We start from the raw sequence: 19,271 nt of genomic DNA on the forward strand, positions 1-19,271 counted from the left end.
TAGCAGTCAACCTTCTTTTTGCTTATACTGAAACAGGAATAAAAGCTAGGGACGGGGTGTAGTATTTGTCTAAAAAGGTCATTGTCGCAGGCGCACTGCTTATGGTCCTCGCAGTGTTTGCCTCTTTTATTGGTGGTATGTTTACCGGTAAGTATATTGAGCAAAGGGACCAGCAGAAGTTCGCACAAGAGTTACCTTCTGTTCAAAAAGTTGCTGAAGTACTGGATATCATCGATCAACATTATGTCGAGTCGGTGTCCGACAAAAAACTCATCAGTGGAGCCATAAATGGCATGATTGAGGCGCTTGGTGATCCATTTACTCATTATCAGGAAGCTAAATGCTACAACGCCTTTAAAGAAGAAATGACTGGGCACTTCTATGGTGTTGGAATCAGTCTTAGCGAGGAGAAGTCCCCGGATGGCGAATTATTGGTAGAACGTCCAATTCCAAATACACCCGCAGCAAGGGCGGGCATCAAAGAAAGGGATATCATCGCAAAGATAGGCGACAAAACTACCAAGGGTATGAAAGTTGAAGATGCCGTAAAGTTAATTCGGGGTGAGAAGGGCACTAAAGTGTCTCTTACGATAAAACGCAATGGGGTTAAAGATCCCATGGTGTTTGAGATTGTAAGAGAGCAGATTAACACCCCAAATGTGTTTTCTAAGAAGCTTGATAATGATATAGGTTACTTACAGATATATGAGTTTAATGCCGAAACCGGAAACGAAGCTAGAAAGCAATATGATAAGCTAAAAGCTGATGGCATCAAGGGTTTGATCCTTGACCTAAGGGGTAATCCCGGAGGCTTGCTGGACCAGGCAGTAGACTTGGCAAGCCTTTGGATTCCATCTGGCCCGATAGTTAAAACCAGGTCGAGGATGGGGCATGAAAGATCCGAAAATGCGCTCGGCGGCGCTGACACTCAAATGCCACTTGTAGTTTTAGTAAATAAAGGCAGTGCTAGTGCCTCTGAGATAGTATCCGGAGCGCTGCAAGATTATGGGCGTGCCGTCATAGTGGGGGAAACTACCTTCGGCAAGGCTTCAGTCCAGAGTGTTATCACTCTATCCGATGGCTCGGGGCTTCTTTTAACCACCGAAAAATACTATACACCCAAGGGCAGGATGATATATAAAAAGGGCATAAAGCCAGATGTTGAGATCAAATTCGAGCACAATGGGAAAAAAGATAACCAGCTTGAAAAGGCTAAAGAAGTAATACGAGAGATTTTTTCTGGCAAGAGAAAATTAGTGTTGAAGGAAGTTTCGTAACGAAATGGTGGTAGAGTTTAGAGGGCAGGGGACTAGATGCCGAGCTAAATATAATATAAGCAACGTAAGTAAATGTAAGTATGATGGGCGGACTTTTCAGTCCGCCCTTATATTTCCTTGAACGGGTCTGAGACCCTTTATTTAAACTCTATCGTCGTCGTCAAAATCGTCGTAGAGTTCGGCAGGGGTTTCCTCATCGTAGCGCGATGAAGTAAAAATCTCACGGTTTATCCTGCTAGCCCTTCTGGCATCATCTTCAATAGGTGTAAGCTGCAGGGTCTTTGAGTCTTCGATTAGCTCAATTACTGTTACGCCGTTATCTTGAGTGTAAAAACGCAAATAATTAAAGCTAAGGATATTTAAAAACAGGCAGCCGTTGACAACCAGGGTCGAGGTATCCGGGCTTGAGAATACCTTAACGACCACGCCTTCTCCCTGGCTGATAACGTTGCCATCGACAATATGGGCATATTTCACGCTCTCAAGCGTCTCAAGGGCGCGGAACATATCCTTCCTGTTAATTAGGATGCCCTCATTGACGATACAAGGAGCGGGTGTATTTTGCTGAAAATCTTGCATAACTCCGGAACCTCCGAGGTTTGAAAAGATATATTTGCAAATATTATAACAGATAGGCGCGTTCGTAAATACCAAGATTTGTAATTATTAAATAATTTGGGGTGAATGGGTATGCAATTGTCAAAACAAATCCTCAAGCTGATGAGCAAAAAAGGCTATATTCCCCAAGATATTGAAGGAATCATGGCATCGCTGGATTTGCCGGGGGTCGATAAGCTTGAGATAAAAAGGGCTCTTGACGTGCTGGAATCTGAGGGCAAGGTGCTCAGAACAAAGAAAGAAAAATATGCTTTACCTGCACAGCTGGATATGGTTGTGGGCACATTTTCTGCAAATAAGGCTGGTTATGGTTTTGTTCGGGCTACAATTGGGGATATTTTTATCCCCGGCAGCAAGGTAAATGGGGCCATGCATGAGGACAAAGTGGCCGTAAAGGTAAGCCGCAAACGCACCCGCCAGGGACCAAGAAGTGAGGGCGAAATAGCTAGAATTCTAGAAAGGGCCCGTGATAGCGTCGTTGGGCGCTATGAAAGGCATGGCAAGTTAAGTTTGGTTATTCCTGCCGATAAAAGGATATTTTACCAGGTAATAGTGCATAGGAACGATTCTGCGGGGGCAAAAGACGGCGATATGGTTATCGCTAAGATATTTGAATATCCTGACGGCAACCGCCCTGCCAGAGGCATTATAACAGAGATAATCGGCGACGAAACTTCGCCTACCATTGAGATTGACGTAATCGTAAAGGAACATAATTTAAGCACCGAATTCTCGCTGGCGGCGATGGCTGAGGCTGAGGCGGTCCCATCAATGGTCACAAAGGCCGACCTTGCGGGTCGCAAGGATTATCGTGACGTTTTTACTGTAACGATCGATGGCCTGGATGCCAAGGACTTCGACGATGCCGTAAGCATATATCGCGATGAAAATAACGGGCATTTCCATCTCGGCGTTCACATCGCCGACGTATCCCACTATGTGAAGATAAGAAGCGCTCTGGATGAGGATGCCTTTGAACGAGCGACCAGCGTGTATCTTGCCGATCGAGTATTACCCATGCTTCCGCATAAGCTTTCAAATAATATTTGCAGCCTAAATCCAAATGTCGACCGCTTAACTCTTTCAGTTGAAATGACGATTGACGACCGTGGGGAAGTGATCGACCACGAGATCCATCGTGGTGTCATAAATAGTGACTTTAGGCTAACCTACGAGCAGGTCGATGAATTTTTCAAAACCGGCAATTATCCAGACCCTAATGTACGTGATTTGCTCATAAATATGCGTGAACTAAGCGATATCCTTGAGAAGAAGCGCCTCAAAAGGGGAAGCTTGGATTTTGAAACGGTTGAGCCCAAGGTTATTCTGGATGAAAATCTTAAACCTGTGGACGTAATTGTTCGTGAGCGCACACCAGCCACCAAGATCATCGAGGAGGCGATGATTGTAACCAACGAAACCATCGCAAGCTTCATGTACTGGCAGGATGCGCCAATGATATACCGCGTTCACGACAGGCCGAGTGAGGAGGCACTGGTTCAGATTGAGGAGCTGGTTGAAAACCTTCGCTATCCAGTACGCAAGCTAAAGGGTGCACATCCGAGGGTTATTCAGCAAATCATAGCTTACGCACATGACCGGCCTGAGAAGCTTCTTATAAACAATCTCCTTTTGCGTGCGATGAAGCGTGCTATATATGCTCCCTCAAGTACCCTTCATTTTGGTTTGGCGTCGCAGCATTACACGCATTTTACATCACCCATAAGAAGATACCCCGATCTTGTTGTCCACCGGTTAGTTAAGGCAGTGCTGGACCAAAACCTATCTGAGCCGGATATCGTTAACATGGTGGAAAATCTTGAAGATATTTGTGCGCATAGCTCGCATATGGAGCGCGAAGCTGACGATGCCGAGCGCGAATCGGTTGACGTTAAGCTCTGCGAGCTTATGAAAAAGCATATCGGCGAGGTTTTTTCGGGAACGATAACCGGCGTGTCCGGCTATGGGTTTTTTGTGCAGCTTCCGAACACAGCTGAGGGGCTTGTACATGTTCGTGACCTTACCGGTGATTACTACACCTATGATGAGGCGACATTTACATTGATTGGCCAGCGAACAGGCCGGATGTTCCAGATTGGCCAAACAGTTAAAGTTTTGTTGACGAACGTGATCATCGGCGAGAGACGGATAGATTTTGTACTTGCTGAATAAAGTTTAGATGCCTTAATGTGCCTTGCCATTGTTTAATGAGCGATAGACGGCCGCAATCGTGGGGTTTAAAATGGTATAATTTTGTTATGAGTACAGGAAAGATCGCAGCAACAAATAGAAAAGCATATCACGATTACTATATAGAGGAGACTTATGAGGCCGGTATTGAGCTTAAAGGATCGGAGGTAAAGTCGATCAGGGCGGGCCGCCTCAATCTCAAAGATAGTTATGCTCGTATTGAAGATACCGAGGTTTGGGTGTTTAACATGCACATAAGTCCGTACAGCCATGTAGACAGGTACACCCAACCCGAGCCCGATAGGCCGCGCAAGCTGCTCCTTCATAAAAGGGAGATACTGCGACTTATCGGCAAGACCAAAGAGAAGGGATACACGCTAGTTCCTCTTAAGGTCTATTTCAACGCTCGCGGTAAAGTCAAGGTTGAGCTTGGTCTTGCGAAGGGTAAGATGTTATACGATAAGCGCAAGGCTATTGCTGAGCGTGCGGCAAAGCGGGAGATAGAGCGCGCACTTCGAGAGAGGCAAAAGGGCGAGTAGCTAGCTTACGCATTATGAACCAGGCATAGGGGCGAAGGCTCATTTACAAAGGCCACTGAATTTTCTATACTTAATCTTCCGAAGTTTATCAAATTTAAGTTGTGGACATTGAGAATACGGCGGTGGCTATTAGCTACTAGTATAAAATATGGGGGCGATAGGTTTCGACTGAGGTTTATTTCGGCAGGAGAAGCGGGTCGAGCTCAGGTAACTCGTTAAACTATCTGAAAAAAACAAACGCAGATCGCGAATTAGCACTAGCTGCTTAATTGCAGCTTCGCCAATCTAGGGATCGCCTACGTCTTTAGTGCGGCGTCATTTAAGTAGGCTTACCTGACCCGGATGCCCATAAGGGTTCAGGGAAATTCTGTGGGCTAGCAATTAGATAACCCTGCCTGTGGGGGTGCTAATTGCGAAAGTTAAAACACAGGATACGCCCGTAGATGCTCCTGTGGAAAGCTTTCAGGACGTGGGTTCAATTCCCACCGCCTCCACAGAAAAAGGTCTGCTTTTAAGCAGACCTTTTTCATTTCAACTTGCTCAAGCTGCCATTGTTTCTAGCATCACATCAGGGAAATTAGATGCGATAGCATCTACTCCCATCGCGATTAGCTTTTTCGCTAGGTCTCTGTTATCAACTGTCCATGTCCCTACCGACAGAAAACGTTCATGGCAGTAATGTATCCGCTTTGGTGTAAGAGTAGAGTAGTGAACCATAACTGAATTTGCGCCGCAGTTCAGTGTATCGTACACAAAATCGAAAAAGGTACCATCGCTTGAACCGATTTCTTTTCCGCCGATAAGTGCACATGGGATTTCTGGTTCATTTTGCTTTGTGAGCTTTATGGCTTTTGAATGAAAGCTTACAATGTTTACCCAACCGAAAGCCATATGGTGTCTTAGCGTTTCGATGACCGCATGCGTGGTATCGGGCTCTTTGATCTCGACCAGAAGCATAACCTCTCCTTCGATAAGGTTCAGGGCCTCTGCTAATGTTGGGATATGCTCTCCGGCAAATTCTTCTCCCCTCCAGCTGCCGGCATCAAGTTTGCTTATCTCGTCTAAGGTAAGGTCTTTTACGTGGCCGCTGCCGTTTGTAGTGCGATCAACCGTATCATCGTGAATTAAAATAAGAGCACCATCTTTTGTGCTGCGGACGTCGGTCTCTATTGCATCTACCCGAAGCCTCAGGGCTTCTTCAAAAGCTCGCAGCGTATTTTCGGGGTACCGCCCGGAAAAACCCCGGTGTGCGATGATTATCGGTCGAGTTCTCATAAAACCAACCCCTTTTGCGTGTTTATTTTAGTTTTTTCTCCTGCATCGGTATTGGGCAAACTAAAAAACATTCTAAAGTGACCGATACCTTAAGACGATAAAATAGGAATAAGGGCAAGTCAAACAGGCGGTTTACTCGCAAAAATGCCACTAAAATTTTGTTATGGGAGGTTCCTATGTCTATAGCCCAGTGGAAAGATGAGCTTTCAACAGGTGTTAACGAAATTGATAACCAGCACAAAGAATTGATTAATCTAGTAAACAGTTTGCATGCGTCTCTATCTCAAGGCAAGGGTAAAGAGGTTGTCGATGATGCGGTTCGCTTTTTGGCAAATTATGTTGTTGAGCACTTCAAAAACGAAGAAGGGCTTATGCTTAAGCACAAGTATATAGGCTATCCAGCCCACAAGAGGGAGCATGAGAATTTTGTCAACTATTTTAACAGCCTGGTAAGCGATTATAATGCTGCTTCAAACACCTCGTTTCTTGCCATAAACCTGCAAAGATCGGTCGTTGATTGGCTAGTAAACCATATCATGAAGGTTGACAAAGAAATGGCTAAATTTGTTATGGCTAAAGCGGGCAGTAAGATAGCTTAAGCATAAATTACAAATAGAGCGCTAAATAAAACCTACTACATAAAACCCCTGACTTTGGGGTTTTATTTTTGGAAAAATGCACATATGTTTCCGCAGGAAAACACACCAATACATAAAGGCTAATACCTAAAGCTTGGCCTACTGGCGGACGATATATAATAAGTAAAGAAAAAGCGTGCTTAATGTGTACGCTTTTTCCTGTAGGGTTTTGTTAATTAATTATTTAGGGAGGATTTATGGCTATTGCGCAGTGGGCCGATGGGCTTGCCACGGGCTTATGTGAACTGGATTGCCAGCACAAGGCTTTAATTAAAATGGTTAATGTCCTTAACGAAGTTTTATCTAAGAATAAGGGCAAAGAGGTTATAACGCAAGCTGCAAGTTGCCTATTAGATTTCTTCGGCGAGCATTTCCAAAATGAAGAGAGGATTATGCAGGAAAGCGATTATCCATCGCATAAGGATCATAAAGGCCAGCATGACGAGTTTGTGCGTGAGTTAAAGACGCTAATAGATGAATTCAATAACACGGGTGATACCTCACTTCTTGTCAATAAAGTTCAGCATTTTATTGTTAGGTGGCTTCTGGACCACATCGTAAGTTATGACAAAGAGTTGGCAGATTTTGTTCACGCCGAGTTAGGGAAGAAGGTAGCCTAGTTAACCCCACGTATGATTGCTTAATTTGGCCGGCAAGGAGCAATCTATGGATTTAACAATCTTTGCGGTTGCCAAAACAACATCAGTAACTTTCCTGCTGCTAGTTGTTTATGTGTACCTTTACAGGCAAGGCAGAGAGCGATATATAGGCATTTGGACGGTTGGATGGGCCTGCCATCTGGTAAAGTTTGGCTTAGAGCTTTGGATAATATTTGCCGAGCACACGGCGACCTTGCTTATTGCCAGCCAGTCGCTATCCCTTCTTAGCAGCTTATTCTTACTGTGGGGTACCTACGTATTAACGGAAAAACCTATGCTGCGGCGGTGGTTATATGTCACCTTGCTGGGCATTGGCTGGGCCACAATAGCCAATTTGCTTAATCTGCCGTTGTCTGAATCTCTGCCGCCGATACTCCTGCTGCTTGGCATTATCAATATCTGGACAGGTACGAAATTTATAGTTTTTGACCACATTGAAAACTTTAGCCGTTACTTTGTAGGCTTTGCATTTTATGCGTGGGGTGCGTTTTCAGCCAGCCTTTCCTTTATTGATGTAGATTACTGGTTGTCTCCCTGGGGATATTATGCAGGGACAGTGTTTGCCATCGTAGTAGCTGTCGGTATGTTATTAATCCATATGCAAAAATTAAGGCGAACCTTTTTTGCAAACCAGGAGCGTTTTCGTCTGCTGGCGGAAAATGCGAGGGATGTAATTTATCGGTATGAGTTAGTGCCGACCCCTAGGATGGATTTTATCAGCTCTTCCGCTTATGCTTCGCTGGGTTATTCTCCTGAGGATTTTTATGCTGACCCTGAGTTGTTGTTTAAAATCATCCATGCTGATGACCGCCCCATCCTTGAGGCGGAGTTTAATTCACCGTCTGCAGATTTGCTGGTCCTGCGCTGGACACGCAAAGATGGAAATATTGTTTGGGCAGAGCATCAGAATGTCCCGATATTTGATGAGGAGGGTAACCTTATTGCCATCGAGGGTATCGCACGAAACATTACTGACCGCAAGGTATCAGAGGATTTGCTGCGAGAGAGCCAGGAAAGATACCGGTGTTTAGTAGAGCTTTCACCTGACGCGATAATCGTTCACAGCGGAGGCAGCATACTTTATGCAAATGACGCGTGCATAAGATTATTTGGCGCAGATAGCTTAGACCAAATCCTTAGCAAGTCGATTATGGATTTTGTGCATCCCGATTACCACGAGGTTGTAAAAGGACGCGTTCGGGAATTATTGCAGGGTAAGGCAGTCAGCACGATTGAAGAGAAGCTCATACGGCTAGATGGTGAGATAATTGACGCTGAGGTATCATCAGCACCGGTTATTCATGAGGGTAAACCTGCGGTGCAGGTTGTAGTACGGGACATTACTGACCGTAAACACGCAGAAGAGAAGCTAAGACTCTTCTCCAAGGTTGTGGAAGAAGCTCCAGATGGAGTCCAAATAACTGACCTTAACGGAAATATTATCTACTCGAATAAAGCTATTACAGAAATTTTCGGCTACTATCCCGAAGAATGCAAAGGAATGAATGTAGCTGAGTTGAATGCCGATCCGGAGTTTCCAGATCGGGTTATCAGACCGAGCCTTAAGAAAGTAGGGTCCTGGTCTGGAGAGGTTATGTTAAAGCATAAAGAAGGATGCGTATTTCCTGTACTTCTGTCTGCATCGATCGTTAGAGACAAAAAGGGCAACCCGACAGCGATGGTCGGTATTGTCAAGGATATAACGGAGTGGAAAAGGGCTGAGAGGGAGCTGGAGTTTAAGTCACTTCTTTTAGATTCTGCAACCGATTCAGTCTTCGTGCATGATCAGGATGGGAATTTTATCTATGTTAATGAAGTTGCTTATAAATCAAGGGGATATACCAGGGAAGAAATTTTCAAGATGTCCCTTCAGGACATAGTAGCTCCCGAATACCGCGAGACTATCAAACAACACATAGAACTAATAAAGACAACTGGGGATGCTATATTTGAAACAGTTCATCTCAAAAAAGACGGAAGCTTGATGCAAGTCGAAGTCCACGCCCGCAGCCTTGAATACGAGGGTAGAATGACGTCTGTATCGGTTGTAAGAGATATTACTTGGCGAAAGAAGACAATCGAGGCTCTTGAGCGCGAACGAAACTTCAATTCTACAGTTCTAAACACTATCGGGGCATTAGTTGTTGTTTTAGACCATGAAGGGCGCATCCTCATGTTTAACCGTGCATGCGAAGAAACAACTGGCTATAAATTTGAAGAAGTGCGCGGGAAATATGTATTTGATGTCTTTATTCTACCGGAGGAAAGGGAAGCGGTCAAAAGAGTATTTAGCGATCTTAAAGCCGGTATGTTCCCTAATTCCTTCGAGAACTACTGGCGGACTAAAGATGGCGGCCGGCGTCTCATCTCGTGGAGCAACACATGCCTGGTTAATGCAAACGGAGATGTAGAGTGGGTGATTCCGACCGGAATTGATGTAACAGAACGCAAGCGTGCCGACGTTGAGCTGCGAAAGTTGTCGCAAGCGGTTGAGCAAAGCCCAAATATGGTCATTATTGCCGATACCGAGGGGAAAATTGAATATGTTAACCCCAGGTTCTGCGATACAACTGGCTTTAGGCCGGAAGAAGTTTTAGGCAGAAATATTCGCGAACTAAAGCCAGCCGATAAAGTATCTGAAGAACATGCAAGACTGCTAAACATGGTGCTGGCTGGCGGCGAGTGGGAAGGGGAGTTTGCCGGCAGGCGAAGTAACGGCGAAGAGTACTGGGAGAGTGCATCGTTGACACCGATTAAAAATGAGGATGGAGAAATTACCCATATTCTTGCTATCCTCCAGGATGTTACAGAACGCAAGCATGCAGAAGAGAGGATTAACCACATAGCCTATTATGATTCATTAACCGAGCTTCCCAACAGGGCGTTGTTCAACGACCGTCTTTCTATAGCTCTGAACCATGCTCATCACCACAAAGGTATCTTGGCCCTACTTTATCTTGACTTAGATAGCTTTAAGACAATAAACGATACGCTCGGCCATGATGTTGGAGATGGGATACTTAAAGAAGTTGCCAAACGACTGAAAAAATGTATAAGTGAAGATAGTACTATTGCTCGTTTTGGTGGCGACGAATTTGTCATATTGCTGCCCCAGGTAAACAGCGCAGAGGATGCAGCTAAAACTGCCCAAGAGATATTTGAGGTCATGAAGCCGCCATTTGTATCTGAAGAACGCGAACTTTACATTACAACCAGCATCGGAATCAGTCTCTACCCATACGATGGAAAAGATACCCAGACCCTGCTTAGGAATGCGGAGGTTGCATTATATCGTGCAAAAGAACAGAGCAGGAATAAGTACCAACTTTACACGGCTTCGATGAACGCCAAAGCTTTTGAACGGTTAGCTCTTGAAAACGATATGCGAAAAGCCCTGCAAAAGGGCGAATTTACGGTTTACTATCAACCGGTGATAGACATTAATACGGGCAGGCTGGTAAGCATGGAGGCGCTAATTCGCTGGCAGCATCCGTCTTTAGGTTTGGTATCTCCGGCCGATTTTATCCCGATAGCGGAAGAGACCGGCTTTATACTGCAGATAGATGAATGGGTGTTACGGAAAGCCTGCGAACAGGCTAAAGTCTGGCAGGATGAGGGCCATCTGCCGGTTTGCATTTCGGTAAATCTTTCTGCAAAGCAATTTCAACAGCAAAACCTGGTAGATATTGTAGAGCAAGTATTGACAGAGACAGGATTGGATTCCCACTACCTTGAACTCGAGATTACCGAGAGTGCGATAATGCAGGATATTGAAGAGGCGATTGCAATGATGAAGAGGCTCAAAGAAAGAAATATCCGAATTGCGATCGATGACTTTGGGACCGGATATTCCTCGCTTAGCTATCTGAAGCAGTTTCCGATAGATAGGCTTAAGATAGACAGGATATTTATGCATAAGCTGATATCTGATACGGCAGACACAGCGATAGTCTCGGCTATAACTATGATGGCAAGAAGCCTTGGTTTGAGATCTGTTGCCGAAGGTGTTGAAACAGCGGAGCAACTTGAGGCGCTGCGCTCTCTAGGTTGTGACGAGATGCAGGGATTCTTGTTCAGTCCTCCTCTACCTAAAGATAAGATAAGTGACCTTCTAAGCAAGCAATCCAATTGGGCTGCCTAGCTACTGGCAAGAGAAGGGTACTGGTGTGCGCAACGGTTTCGGATGTCGCATTTCGAATTGCAAAATATTAGCAAATGTAGCGTAAATAAACGTGGTGCGGGGCTTTAGCTCTGCCGGGTAGTTGCGCGGCCTACAAAGTGAAAATCCAGGCTCTCCGCGGATATTCTCAAGGTATTTTGGGCAAATTAAATTCGCGATCGTGTCTTCATGCGGGTTCTCTCTTTTGTTTACTTATACCGGGTTAGCGTTATAATTATGGAGATTGTGGTTAACAGCAGCACGATGGACTGGAGGCTAAATGGATAACAGGCCTATAGGAGTATTTGATTCAGGGCTGGGTGGCTTGACCGTAGTAAGTGAGATAACTAAGCATCTGCCAAATGAGGAGATCATATATTTTGGAGATACCGCGAGGTTTCCTTATGGACCAAGGAGCACAACAGAGCTGCGGGGATTTGTTTTCGAGATCATAGATTTTCTCTTGTCTAAGGGTGTAAAGTGCGTAGTTATAGCGTGCAATAGCGCCTCGGCGGCTGCGCTTGATGCGGCGCAGCAATACTACGACATACCGATTATCGGCGTTATCAAACCAGGTGCAAGGGCAGCTGCCCAGGCAACCCGCTGCAGGCGTGTTGGTGTGATTGGCACACAAGCTACAATATCAAGCGGCTCTTATGTTAGCGCGATAAAATCAATCGATGCCGGTGTGCAAATACACTCATTGGCCTGCCCCGACCTGGCTGATTTTGTCGAACGAAATGAGCTATATGGGCCACGGGTCGAGGGCGTGATAAAGTGGTATCTCGATCCTCTCGTAAGGGCAGGTATCGACAGTCTTATTTTGGGTTGCACCCATTATCCACTTCTTTCGGAGACAATTTCGAAGGTGGTGGGTGATGATATAAAGCTCATCAGCTCTGCTGAGGAGATAGCGCGTGAGCTAAAAGAGTATCTAACGAGAAAAGATAGCCTGCGGGAAGATGGAGCGCCTCCAACTTTAAAATTCATCTCAAGCGGAGACGAAAATACCTTTCGTGAACTCGGCGCTAAATTTCTTGGGCGGGAGATAAATGAGGTAGAGAGAGTTAAGTTGCCTCTTTATGAAAGGGTGGTAGGTGTTGAAAAGGGTTAATACTTCTAAGTTGGCAAGGGGAGCGGTCATAGCTGCGCTTTATGCTCTGGTCACGACCGCGCCTGTTCTTAACACGTTAGGCTATGGCTCGATCCAATTTAGAGTTTCCGAGGCCTTAAATGTACTTGCTTTTTTTGAACCTGCGGCAATTCCGGGGCTTTTCGTTGGGTGTATAATCGCCAATGGAATTGGTGTTCTCCAGGGCGTTAATCCGCTTGGGACTCCCGATGTTATATTTGGCTCGCTTTTGACACTTGTATCGGCTTATCTGGTTTGGAAAATAAAGAGACCGGCAGTGGCGCTTTTGGCACCGGTACTGATCAATGCTTTCGGTGTTGCATTGGAACTTAAGGTCATTTTAGGTGTGCCTTATTTGGCAAGTGCTCTTTACGTTGGCATTGGTGAAGCAGCTGTTATCTACGGGCTAGGATATCCCCTCCTGGTAGCACTTCTAAAAAACAAGGCTTTAATTAGAGAAGAAGTTTTTATTCAGAAGACGGGGCGTTAATGGAACTTATAATGCTTGGGACCTCGGCGGCATATCCCACGCCGGAACGCGCAAGCAGCGGTTATTTAGTCCGAGGGCGTGAATCAAACATATTGCTCGATATGGGAAGTGGCGTTCTAAGAAATCTCTTGCGCTGGATGGATCCGTTTGCACTTGATGCAATAATTATCACCCACTTCCACCAAGACCACTTTATAGATATTTATCCTCTTTATTATTATCTTGCGTTTGATAATGTGAAAAGATTGCCGATTGATGTATACGCACCGGCAGGCGCACGTGATTTTATCCTGCAGATATTTCCGCCGGGTACGGGCAAAAGCTTTGATAATGTGTTTAGTTTTCATACATTGAATGACCGCGATGTCTTCAAAGTAGGCGAATTCAGGTGCGAGAGCCTGGCAGTCAGGCATAACTTACCAACATTCGGGCAAAGGATATCCTTAGGCAGCCGCCTGATTGCATACTCATCAGATACTACGTTTGACGAGGTTTTATTTGAGCTGGCCGCAGGTAGCGATATATTTATCTGTGAGGCAACCAAGGAAGAAGATTACAAAGACGTCATGCATTTAACAGCAGAGCAGGCAGGGGTTATTGCAAATAAGGCTGGGGTAGGCAAGCTTATTTTAACGCATATTTGGCCCGACTTTGACCCGGAGAAACAGAAAATTAAAGCAGAGAAAGAATATAGCGGGCAAGTAATCATTGCCGAAGACAATATGAGGCTGATGGTTGGGGAGTAAAAGATAACAAATCCATTTTTGCACCGAGCATCCCGTGAATGAAAATGGTAAACTTAAATGGAAGCCTGGATTTTACTACAGTTTATTTAGTTTAAGTTAAGAAGGAGAAACCCAATGCGGCGCATTGATGGAAGAAAGCCCGATGAGATCAGGAAAGTGAATATCCAAAGAAATTATCTTGCGCATGCAGAAGGCTCGGTCCTTATTGAAGTGGGAAATACTAGAGTGATTTGTACCGCTTCTATTGAGGAGAAAGTTCCAAAATGGTTGCAGGGCGCAGGGCAGGGCTGGATAACTGCCGAATACGGTATGCTCCCGAGGTCGACTGGCATTAGAATGGTCCGAGAGGCAAGCCTGGGTCGTGTAGGAGGAAGAACCCAGGAGATACAGAGATTGATAGGTCGATCCCTGCGTTCTGTCGTTGACCTTAAGGCTCTGCCTGAGCTTACCATATGGATGGATTGCGACGTTATACAGGCCGATGGGGGTACTCGCACCGCGTCCATTACAGGGGCTTTCATCGCACTCTATGATGCTTTGAGGTGGTTGGTAGCGAACGAGAGAATAGCTGAGCTGCCGCTTAGTGAGTTTGTATCTGCAGTAAGCGTAGGCATAGTTGATGGGGTAGCACTACTTGACCTTTGCTATGAAGAAGACTGCAGTGCTGAAGTGGATATGAACATTGTTATGACAGGATCGGGTAAGTTTATCGAGGTTCAGGGGACTGCTGAGGAGCATCCATTCGATAGAGTCCAGCTAGATGAGATGCTGGCGCTAGCTGAGAAGGGAATATCTGAGCTAGTTTCCATACAGCAGAGGGTTTTGAGAGAGGAATTATCGGCAAATGTCGGAACTCATAATCGCTAGCCAAAATGAAGGAAAAATTAGAGAGATCATAGATATCCTCGATTTAAAGGATGTAAAAGTTTACACTCTTAAGGATTTCCCGAACTGGCCAAACGTTGAGGAAACAGGCTCGACATTTTACGATAATGCATTGATTAAAGCTCGCGCTTTGGTTGAGGCCTTTGGAAAGCCGGCAGTTGCTGATGACTCAGGATTAGAGGTTGATGCTCTGGGTGGAAAGCCCGGGATTTACTCGGCAAGATACGCTGGGGAACAGGGCAATGCCAAGAAAAACAACGAGAAGCTTCTACGTGAACTTGAGGGAGTGCCCTGGGATAGGCGAACCGCCAGGTTTCGCTGCGTCGCTGTTATAATGACGCCGGATGGTTGGGTGGCTCAAGCTGAAGGCACGCTGGAAGGTCGTATCGGTTTCGAACCTCGTGGTGCGGGGGGTTTTGGTTATGACCCTATTTTTATTGTCGAAGGTGAAGAGCGCACCGTAGCCGAGATGCCTTTGGATGAGAAAAATAAAATCAGTCATCGAGCCAAAGCCTTTCGCAAGCTAAAGGAGAAAATGCCTGAATTCAAAGTACACGCCAAAGATTGTTAAATTGGTTTAGTATTAATCACCAGATAGTAACATTGCACATATCAAGATATGCATTTCGCGGCAAATTGTGTTAAAATACCTTCTGTTGAATTTACCACAAATTTTTAGCGGTATTTTTCGGGGTGTGGCTCAGCTTGGTTAGAGCACCGGTTTTGGGAACCGGGGGTCGGAGGTTCGAATCCTCTCACCCCGACCAGAGAGTTCTTATTCGAACTTAAAGAATTAAAGATCGCATCAAAGAGGTCAGTAAATTTCGATGTAAATTTCCAATCACTGATCTTTTTGTCTTTTATGTAAATCTTCTCAAAGAAAGCCTGGTTAAAGCCCCTTCGATTACTTGGAGAGGCTTTTTTGTATGCCAAGTAACAGTTAGAGGCGATTAAAATGATGTCTTCAACTCGCTTTTCAATCTGGTCATTATGCAGGGACAAGGCATCTAGCTTGGTTTCGGCGTCTCTTAGTTCACTTGTAATCCGGTTTTGCTCTTGTTTTAAAAGGTCAAGAGGGATGGCTTCAGCAAGGTAAGCTTCTAAAATTCTCTGGCGTTCTTTCGTGAGTTTACTTACTTGTTTGTTTAAGAATTCCTGTTGTCTCACGATATCAATTTCGCGCTCGGCCAGTTCTTTTCTTGCCATGCTAGAGATTTTCTCAACCCACTCTTGAGGTAGTTCAACCTCTTTACGGAGGTCTTCAACTTCCTTTTCGATATCATCAGATAGGACGTATTTTTGCTTGCAGCCGTTGTGCCTTTTTTGGCCTAAGCGATAAAAGTATGTATATTGTCCCTTGGCAGTGGAACTTGAGAGCCTTGAGCAGCATTCACCACAGTAAAGTGTTCCTCTTAGATTGTGGGGTGTTTGCGCTTTCTCTCACCGGCTTGGTCTCTGGCCTTTAAGACTTCTTGGACGATCTCAAATAGTTCTTTATCAATTAATGGCTCGTGTCGTCCTTCAACCTCTAAACCCTTCCAGGTGACAATCCCGATGTAGAACTTGTTTTGAAGCAGGGAGGCTAGATGAGACTTGCTAATCGTTTTTCCTGAGTAGCTTTTAGTATCACAGCCTCTTAAACCCTTATCGGTTAAGATATCCAAGAGTTCCGGTAAGGAATATTCGCCGGTGGCGTAAAGCTCAAAGGCAAGCTGTATTAATGGAGCTTTTCTCTCGTCGGGAGCTACAGCGGCAATTTCCCGTCCCTCAATCTTAAGCTTAACGTTCTTGTAGCCTAGAGGAGCTTTAGTTGGCCAACCGCCGAGCTTTACTTTCTGGTCTATACCTTTCTTAACTTCCATGGCTAAGTTTGAGGAATAAAACTCCGCCATTAAAGCATGGATGCCCTCAAAGAGCTTGCCAGATACACTATCTTCAATGTTTTCAACCACGGAAAGTAAGACCACGTCTTTTCGTTTTAAGATGGCTTTAATAGCCACGTGATCTTCTAAATTTCTTGCCAGCCTATCAATCTTGTGAACTACCACTGCATCAATCGAGGGGTCTTACTTAACTCTTGAAAGGAGTTCTTGAAGCTGAGGACGATCAGTCGAACGGGCAGATTCACCACGGTCTGAATATTCGTCAACGAACTTCCAGCCGTTATCTCGAATATGCTTTTCGCAGGCTTCTCTTTGGGCAGGGATAGAATAGCCTTCGTCACCAAGATCCTTTTCGACCTGTTCTTTAGTTGGTAGAATAGGCGCAAGGCGCGTTATCTGTGTTACCACGATTACGTTTCCTCACGCCTCTCTCCGAACCGGACGTGCACCTTTCAATGCATCTGGCTCTCCAGTTTTACGGTTGGTGTTCTGGCTAATTGGCGATTATCTGATATATGGTTCACACCCATCCATAACAGCCAGCATTCTCCCAGTTTTATCTTGCTGGAAGAGGTTTAAGATGGTAAGAGAGCTTTATTTCATTTCTCGGGTTAAGGTATGGGTTGGGTTGATACCGGTACCGAATTCGTTCTATCCTGATATATTGGCCGGGATTAAATAATGCCGTATCCTCACTAACCCATGTTGAACAACCATCATGTTTCTGATAGTAATGCCTGTAGATTGCTCGTTTTCTTCGCCCTGTCTTCTTCCTTAGCCAAGTTTCCATTCGTTTGAATGCATAGTGACTTACGTATCCAAACGTCCGGCTTGAGGCTTGGTGTCGGTAGTAATTGGCCCAGCCACGCAGGAGACAGTTTATCGCTACAATCTTGTCTTTAGGATTAGCGCCAACCGTATCCTGCTTAGTCAATGCTTTGATCTTGGCCTTGAGACTCATTACATTCTTCTTGCTTGGCCGGATAATGAGGTCGCTTCGCCCTCTGCTCTTGTTATAGTAGCGCCTGATTGTAAATCCAAGAAAGTCATACCCTTTCGTTACGTGAGTAATATGGGTTTTCTCTTCTGAAAGCTCAAGGCGCAGGTATTCTTTTAAGAATGTGGCGATTTTCTCTTTAAGTCTTTCAGCTTCTTTTCTCGGACCATTCCAGGCCACGACAAAGTCATCGGCATAGCGCACATAGAAGGCATTTCCCATTTTATGATAGCGCCGTCTGACCTTCTCATTGCGGCCTAAACCTCCAGTGTAATTCTTGTGGAACCATTCATCGAGTTCATGGAGGTAGACGTTTGCAAGAAGTGGGGAAGCGACCCCTCCTTGAGTTGTTCCTTCAGTGGTTCTGGCAAATAATGCGCCTTCCATAATTCCGGCGTGAAGCATCTGCCAGATTATCCCAAGCAGTTTCTTGTCCCTGATCCTCCTCTTTAGGAGTCGGATCAGAATCTTGTGCCCAATGTGATCAAAGTAGCCGGAGATGTCTCCTTCGATGGTCCAGAACATCTTCTTCTTTTCAGGGGCCGTTGCCGTGTGAAGGTGGGCCATTGCTGTATGACAGCTTCTCTTTGGACGAAACCCATGGCTTACTTGATGGAAGTCGCTTTCAAAGATCGGCTCTAAGATGGTCTTAACCATCATTTGGACTAATCTATCTGTCAGCGTTGGTATTCCCAGCGGGCGTTTCTTTCCGTTATTCTTTGGAATATATACCCGCCGAACCGGTTGGTGCTTGTAGCTACCCTTCTTAAGATCGATTCTTAAATTGGCGATGATCTCTTTCTTGTTCCTTTTAGCCATGGTCTTATCCATACCATCAATTCCGGCTGTGCGAGAACCAGCGTTTGTCATGAGCCTGTCGAAGCAGTAGCTCATGAGCGGTTCCCAGGTGAGCAAATCATACAGGTTGTTAAATCGGTGCTCTCTTTTATCTGTCGCCTTTACTGCCAGCCTTCGCTGTAGTTCGGAGACCTTTATCCGACACATTTCCGTCGGCATATTCTTTAACTTCATGGTAAATCTCCTATTTAACTTTAAAGGCCGTAAAACCTGCTGCCCTTCGCCATGTACCAGGCTTTCCCTGGCTCAGACTACTACGGCAGCTCCGCCAGTTTGTTAGCTTATGGCCTCATCCCGCCTAATCCCTTTCAAAAGGGATAGCTTGCAAACCTTCCCGTGTTACGTGCGTCATCGTCATCGTCATCGCATGGATTTAGGTGCGCTCTCTCCACCTTATACCTGCTTCCTGCAGGCTCGACAGTCCAAAACTTAGTCATCCTATCTTGATAAGTTTCCACCTCCTAAAGAGAGGTCATATCGTTTAAGAGTATAGTTAAGCGATTGGGCTGTCTCTTACCCGTAGTTCCACCATTTTTGGGTAAGGTTACCTATGTAGGTGGGTCAGCCAAGTGTTCGCTTTCGCTCACCATGTCCATACTCGGCCTTGCGGTCAGGGATGGGGTGGACTGCCATCTGTTCCCGCTTGTTTCCAGAGCTTTTAGACCTAAGAGGGGATAGCTTCTTACGCCTTTCTGGTCAGGCCCAGGGTATTATTGATAGGAACCCGGCTTTTATTAAAGCGCTATGTCACACGTCTTTCACGGCGCACATACTCGAAGATAAATAAGGCAGTTCATTTTCTTACCTTGTATAGTTATCTGTTACTAATAGCCGTGCCCTCAAAGTATACTAGCTAGTTCCCCCTGAAAAACTCAGGGGTATTAAGGCAGAATTTTGGGCTAAAATTAAAGGAATTCCCTGCTTG

16 protein-coding genes, 1 tRNA gene, 1 other RNA gene and 1 pseudogene are annotated in these 19,271 nt (G+C 45.3%); 13 read left to right on the forward strand and 6 right to left on the reverse strand.

From position 1 onward, the window contains the following. Positions 1 to 65: 65 nt before the first annotated feature. Positions 66 to 1,277, forward strand: coding sequence for a S41 family peptidase (locus K6T91_09520; GenBank protein ID MCL6473030.1), 1,212 nt, complete (start codon positions 66 to 68; stop codon positions 1,275 to 1,277). 141 nt (positions 1,278 to 1,418) lie between these two features. Here the strand turns inward: K6T91_09520 and K6T91_09525 are convergent, their stop codons facing one another. Further along, positions 1,419 to 1,856 carry a hypothetical protein gene (locus K6T91_09525; GenBank protein MCL6473031.1) on the reverse strand — a complete coding sequence of 146 codons (438 nt, stop codon included), beginning with the start codon at positions 1,854 to 1,856 and terminating at the stop codon, positions 1,419 to 1,421. 111 nt (positions 1,857 to 1,967) lie between these two features. On the opposite strand from K6T91_09525, the gene rnr reads away from it, so the two are divergent. The 3 genes from rnr to ssrA all read left to right on the forward strand — a co-directional run bounded on the left by rnr (position 1,968) and on the right by ssrA (position 5,121). Further along, positions 1,968 to 4,067 (forward strand): ribonuclease R, encoded by a 2,100-nt coding sequence (gene rnr, locus K6T91_09530; GenBank protein MCL6473032.1) that lies wholly within the window; start codon positions 1,968 to 1,970, stop codon positions 4,065 to 4,067. 86 nt (positions 4,068 to 4,153) lie between these two features. Beyond that, a complete protein-coding gene (smpB, locus tag K6T91_09535) occupies positions 4,154 to 4,624 on the forward strand; it encodes an SsrA-binding protein SmpB (protein MCL6473033.1) in 471 nt (156 codons plus the stop codon). 150 nt (positions 4,625 to 4,774) lie between these two features. Next, positions 4,775 to 5,121, forward strand: a transfer-messenger RNA (tmRNA) gene (gene ssrA / locus K6T91_09540). A 43-nt stretch (positions 5,122 to 5,164) separates the two neighbouring features. Here ssrA and K6T91_09545 read toward each other — a convergent pair. Then, entirely contained in the window at positions 5,165 to 5,899 is a 735-nt protein-coding gene (locus K6T91_09545; protein ID MCL6473034.1) for a glycerophosphodiester phosphodiesterase, read from the reverse strand. Positions 5,900 to 6,075: 176 nt separating this feature from the next. Here K6T91_09545 and K6T91_09550 point away from each other — a divergent pair, with 176 nt between their 5' ends. The 9 genes from K6T91_09550 to K6T91_09590 all read left to right on the forward strand — a co-directional run bounded on the left by K6T91_09550 (position 6,076) and on the right by K6T91_09590 (position 15,375). After that, positions 6,076 to 6,498: a bacteriohemerythrin gene (locus tag K6T91_09550; GenBank protein ID MCL6473035.1), complete on the forward strand. Its 423-nt coding sequence runs from the start codon at positions 6,076 to 6,078 to the stop codon at positions 6,496 to 6,498. 236 nt (positions 6,499 to 6,734) lie between these two features. Beyond that, positions 6,735 to 7,157, forward strand: a complete 423-nt coding sequence (locus K6T91_09555) for a bacteriohemerythrin (GenBank protein MCL6473036.1) — start codon at positions 6,735 to 6,737, stop codon at positions 7,155 to 7,157. Between the two features lie 46 nt (positions 7,158 to 7,203). Beyond that, positions 7,204 to 11,337 (forward strand): PAS domain S-box protein, encoded by a 4,134-nt coding sequence (locus K6T91_09560; protein ID MCL6473037.1) that lies wholly within the window; start codon positions 7,204 to 7,206, stop codon positions 11,335 to 11,337. A gap of 298 nt (positions 11,338 to 11,635) precedes the next feature. Next, positions 11,636 to 12,469: a glutamate racemase gene (gene murI / locus K6T91_09565; protein MCL6473038.1), complete on the forward strand. Its 834-nt coding sequence runs from the start codon at positions 11,636 to 11,638 to the stop codon at positions 12,467 to 12,469. Next, complete coding sequence (locus K6T91_09570; protein ID MCL6473039.1) at positions 12,456 to 12,977, forward strand: QueT transporter family protein; 522 nt, start codon at positions 12,456 to 12,458, stop codon at positions 12,975 to 12,977. The genes murI and K6T91_09570 overlap by 14 nt, the downstream gene beginning before the upstream one ends. Beyond that, positions 12,977 to 13,723 (forward strand): MBL fold metallo-hydrolase, encoded by a 747-nt coding sequence (locus K6T91_09575; GenBank protein MCL6473040.1) that lies wholly within the window; start codon positions 12,977 to 12,979, stop codon positions 13,721 to 13,723. Before K6T91_09570 ends, K6T91_09575 begins: the two co-directional genes overlap by 1 nt. A 114-nt stretch (positions 13,724 to 13,837) precedes the next feature. Continuing rightward, positions 13,838 to 14,590, forward strand: a complete 753-nt coding sequence (gene rph, locus K6T91_09580) for a ribonuclease PH (protein ID MCL6473041.1) — start codon at positions 13,838 to 13,840, stop codon at positions 14,588 to 14,590. Next, positions 14,568 to 15,179, forward strand: a complete 612-nt coding sequence (locus tag K6T91_09585; GenBank protein MCL6473042.1) for an XTP/dITP diphosphatase — start codon at positions 14,568 to 14,570, stop codon at positions 15,177 to 15,179. Before rph ends, K6T91_09585 begins: the two co-directional genes overlap by 23 nt. A gap of 118 nt (positions 15,180 to 15,297) precedes the next feature. Continuing rightward, a tRNA-Pro gene (locus K6T91_09590) sits at positions 15,298 to 15,375 on the forward strand. 490 nt (positions 15,376 to 15,865) lie between these two features. On the opposite strand, the pseudogene K6T91_09595 reads toward K6T91_09590, so the two are convergent. The 4 genes and pseudogenes from K6T91_09595 to ltrA form a co-directional block, all read right to left on the reverse strand. Then, positions 15,866 to 16,024 (reverse strand): annotated as a pseudogene (locus tag K6T91_09595) (zinc ribbon domain-containing protein). Further along, positions 16,021 to 16,656 (reverse strand): recombinase family protein, encoded by a 636-nt coding sequence (locus K6T91_09600; GenBank protein ID MCL6473043.1) that lies wholly within the window; start codon positions 16,654 to 16,656, stop codon positions 16,021 to 16,023. Before K6T91_09600 ends, K6T91_09595 begins: the two are co-directional and overlap by 4 nt. An 18-nt stretch (positions 16,657 to 16,674) precedes the next feature. Then, positions 16,675 to 16,899, reverse strand: a complete 225-nt coding sequence (locus tag K6T91_09605) for a recombinase family protein (GenBank protein ID MCL6473044.1) — start codon at positions 16,897 to 16,899, stop codon at positions 16,675 to 16,677. Between the two features lie 148 nt (positions 16,900 to 17,047). After that, positions 17,048 to 18,520, reverse strand: coding sequence for a group II intron reverse transcriptase/maturase (ltrA, locus tag K6T91_09610; GenBank protein MCL6473045.1), 1,473 nt, complete (start codon positions 18,518 to 18,520; stop codon positions 17,048 to 17,050). Positions 18,521 to 19,271 lie beyond the last annotated feature (751 nt).

It is taken from the genome of Bacillota bacterium (assembly GCA_023511485.1).
Lineage (GTDB): Bacteria > Actinomycetota > Aquicultoria > Aquicultorales > Aquicultoraceae > CADDYS01.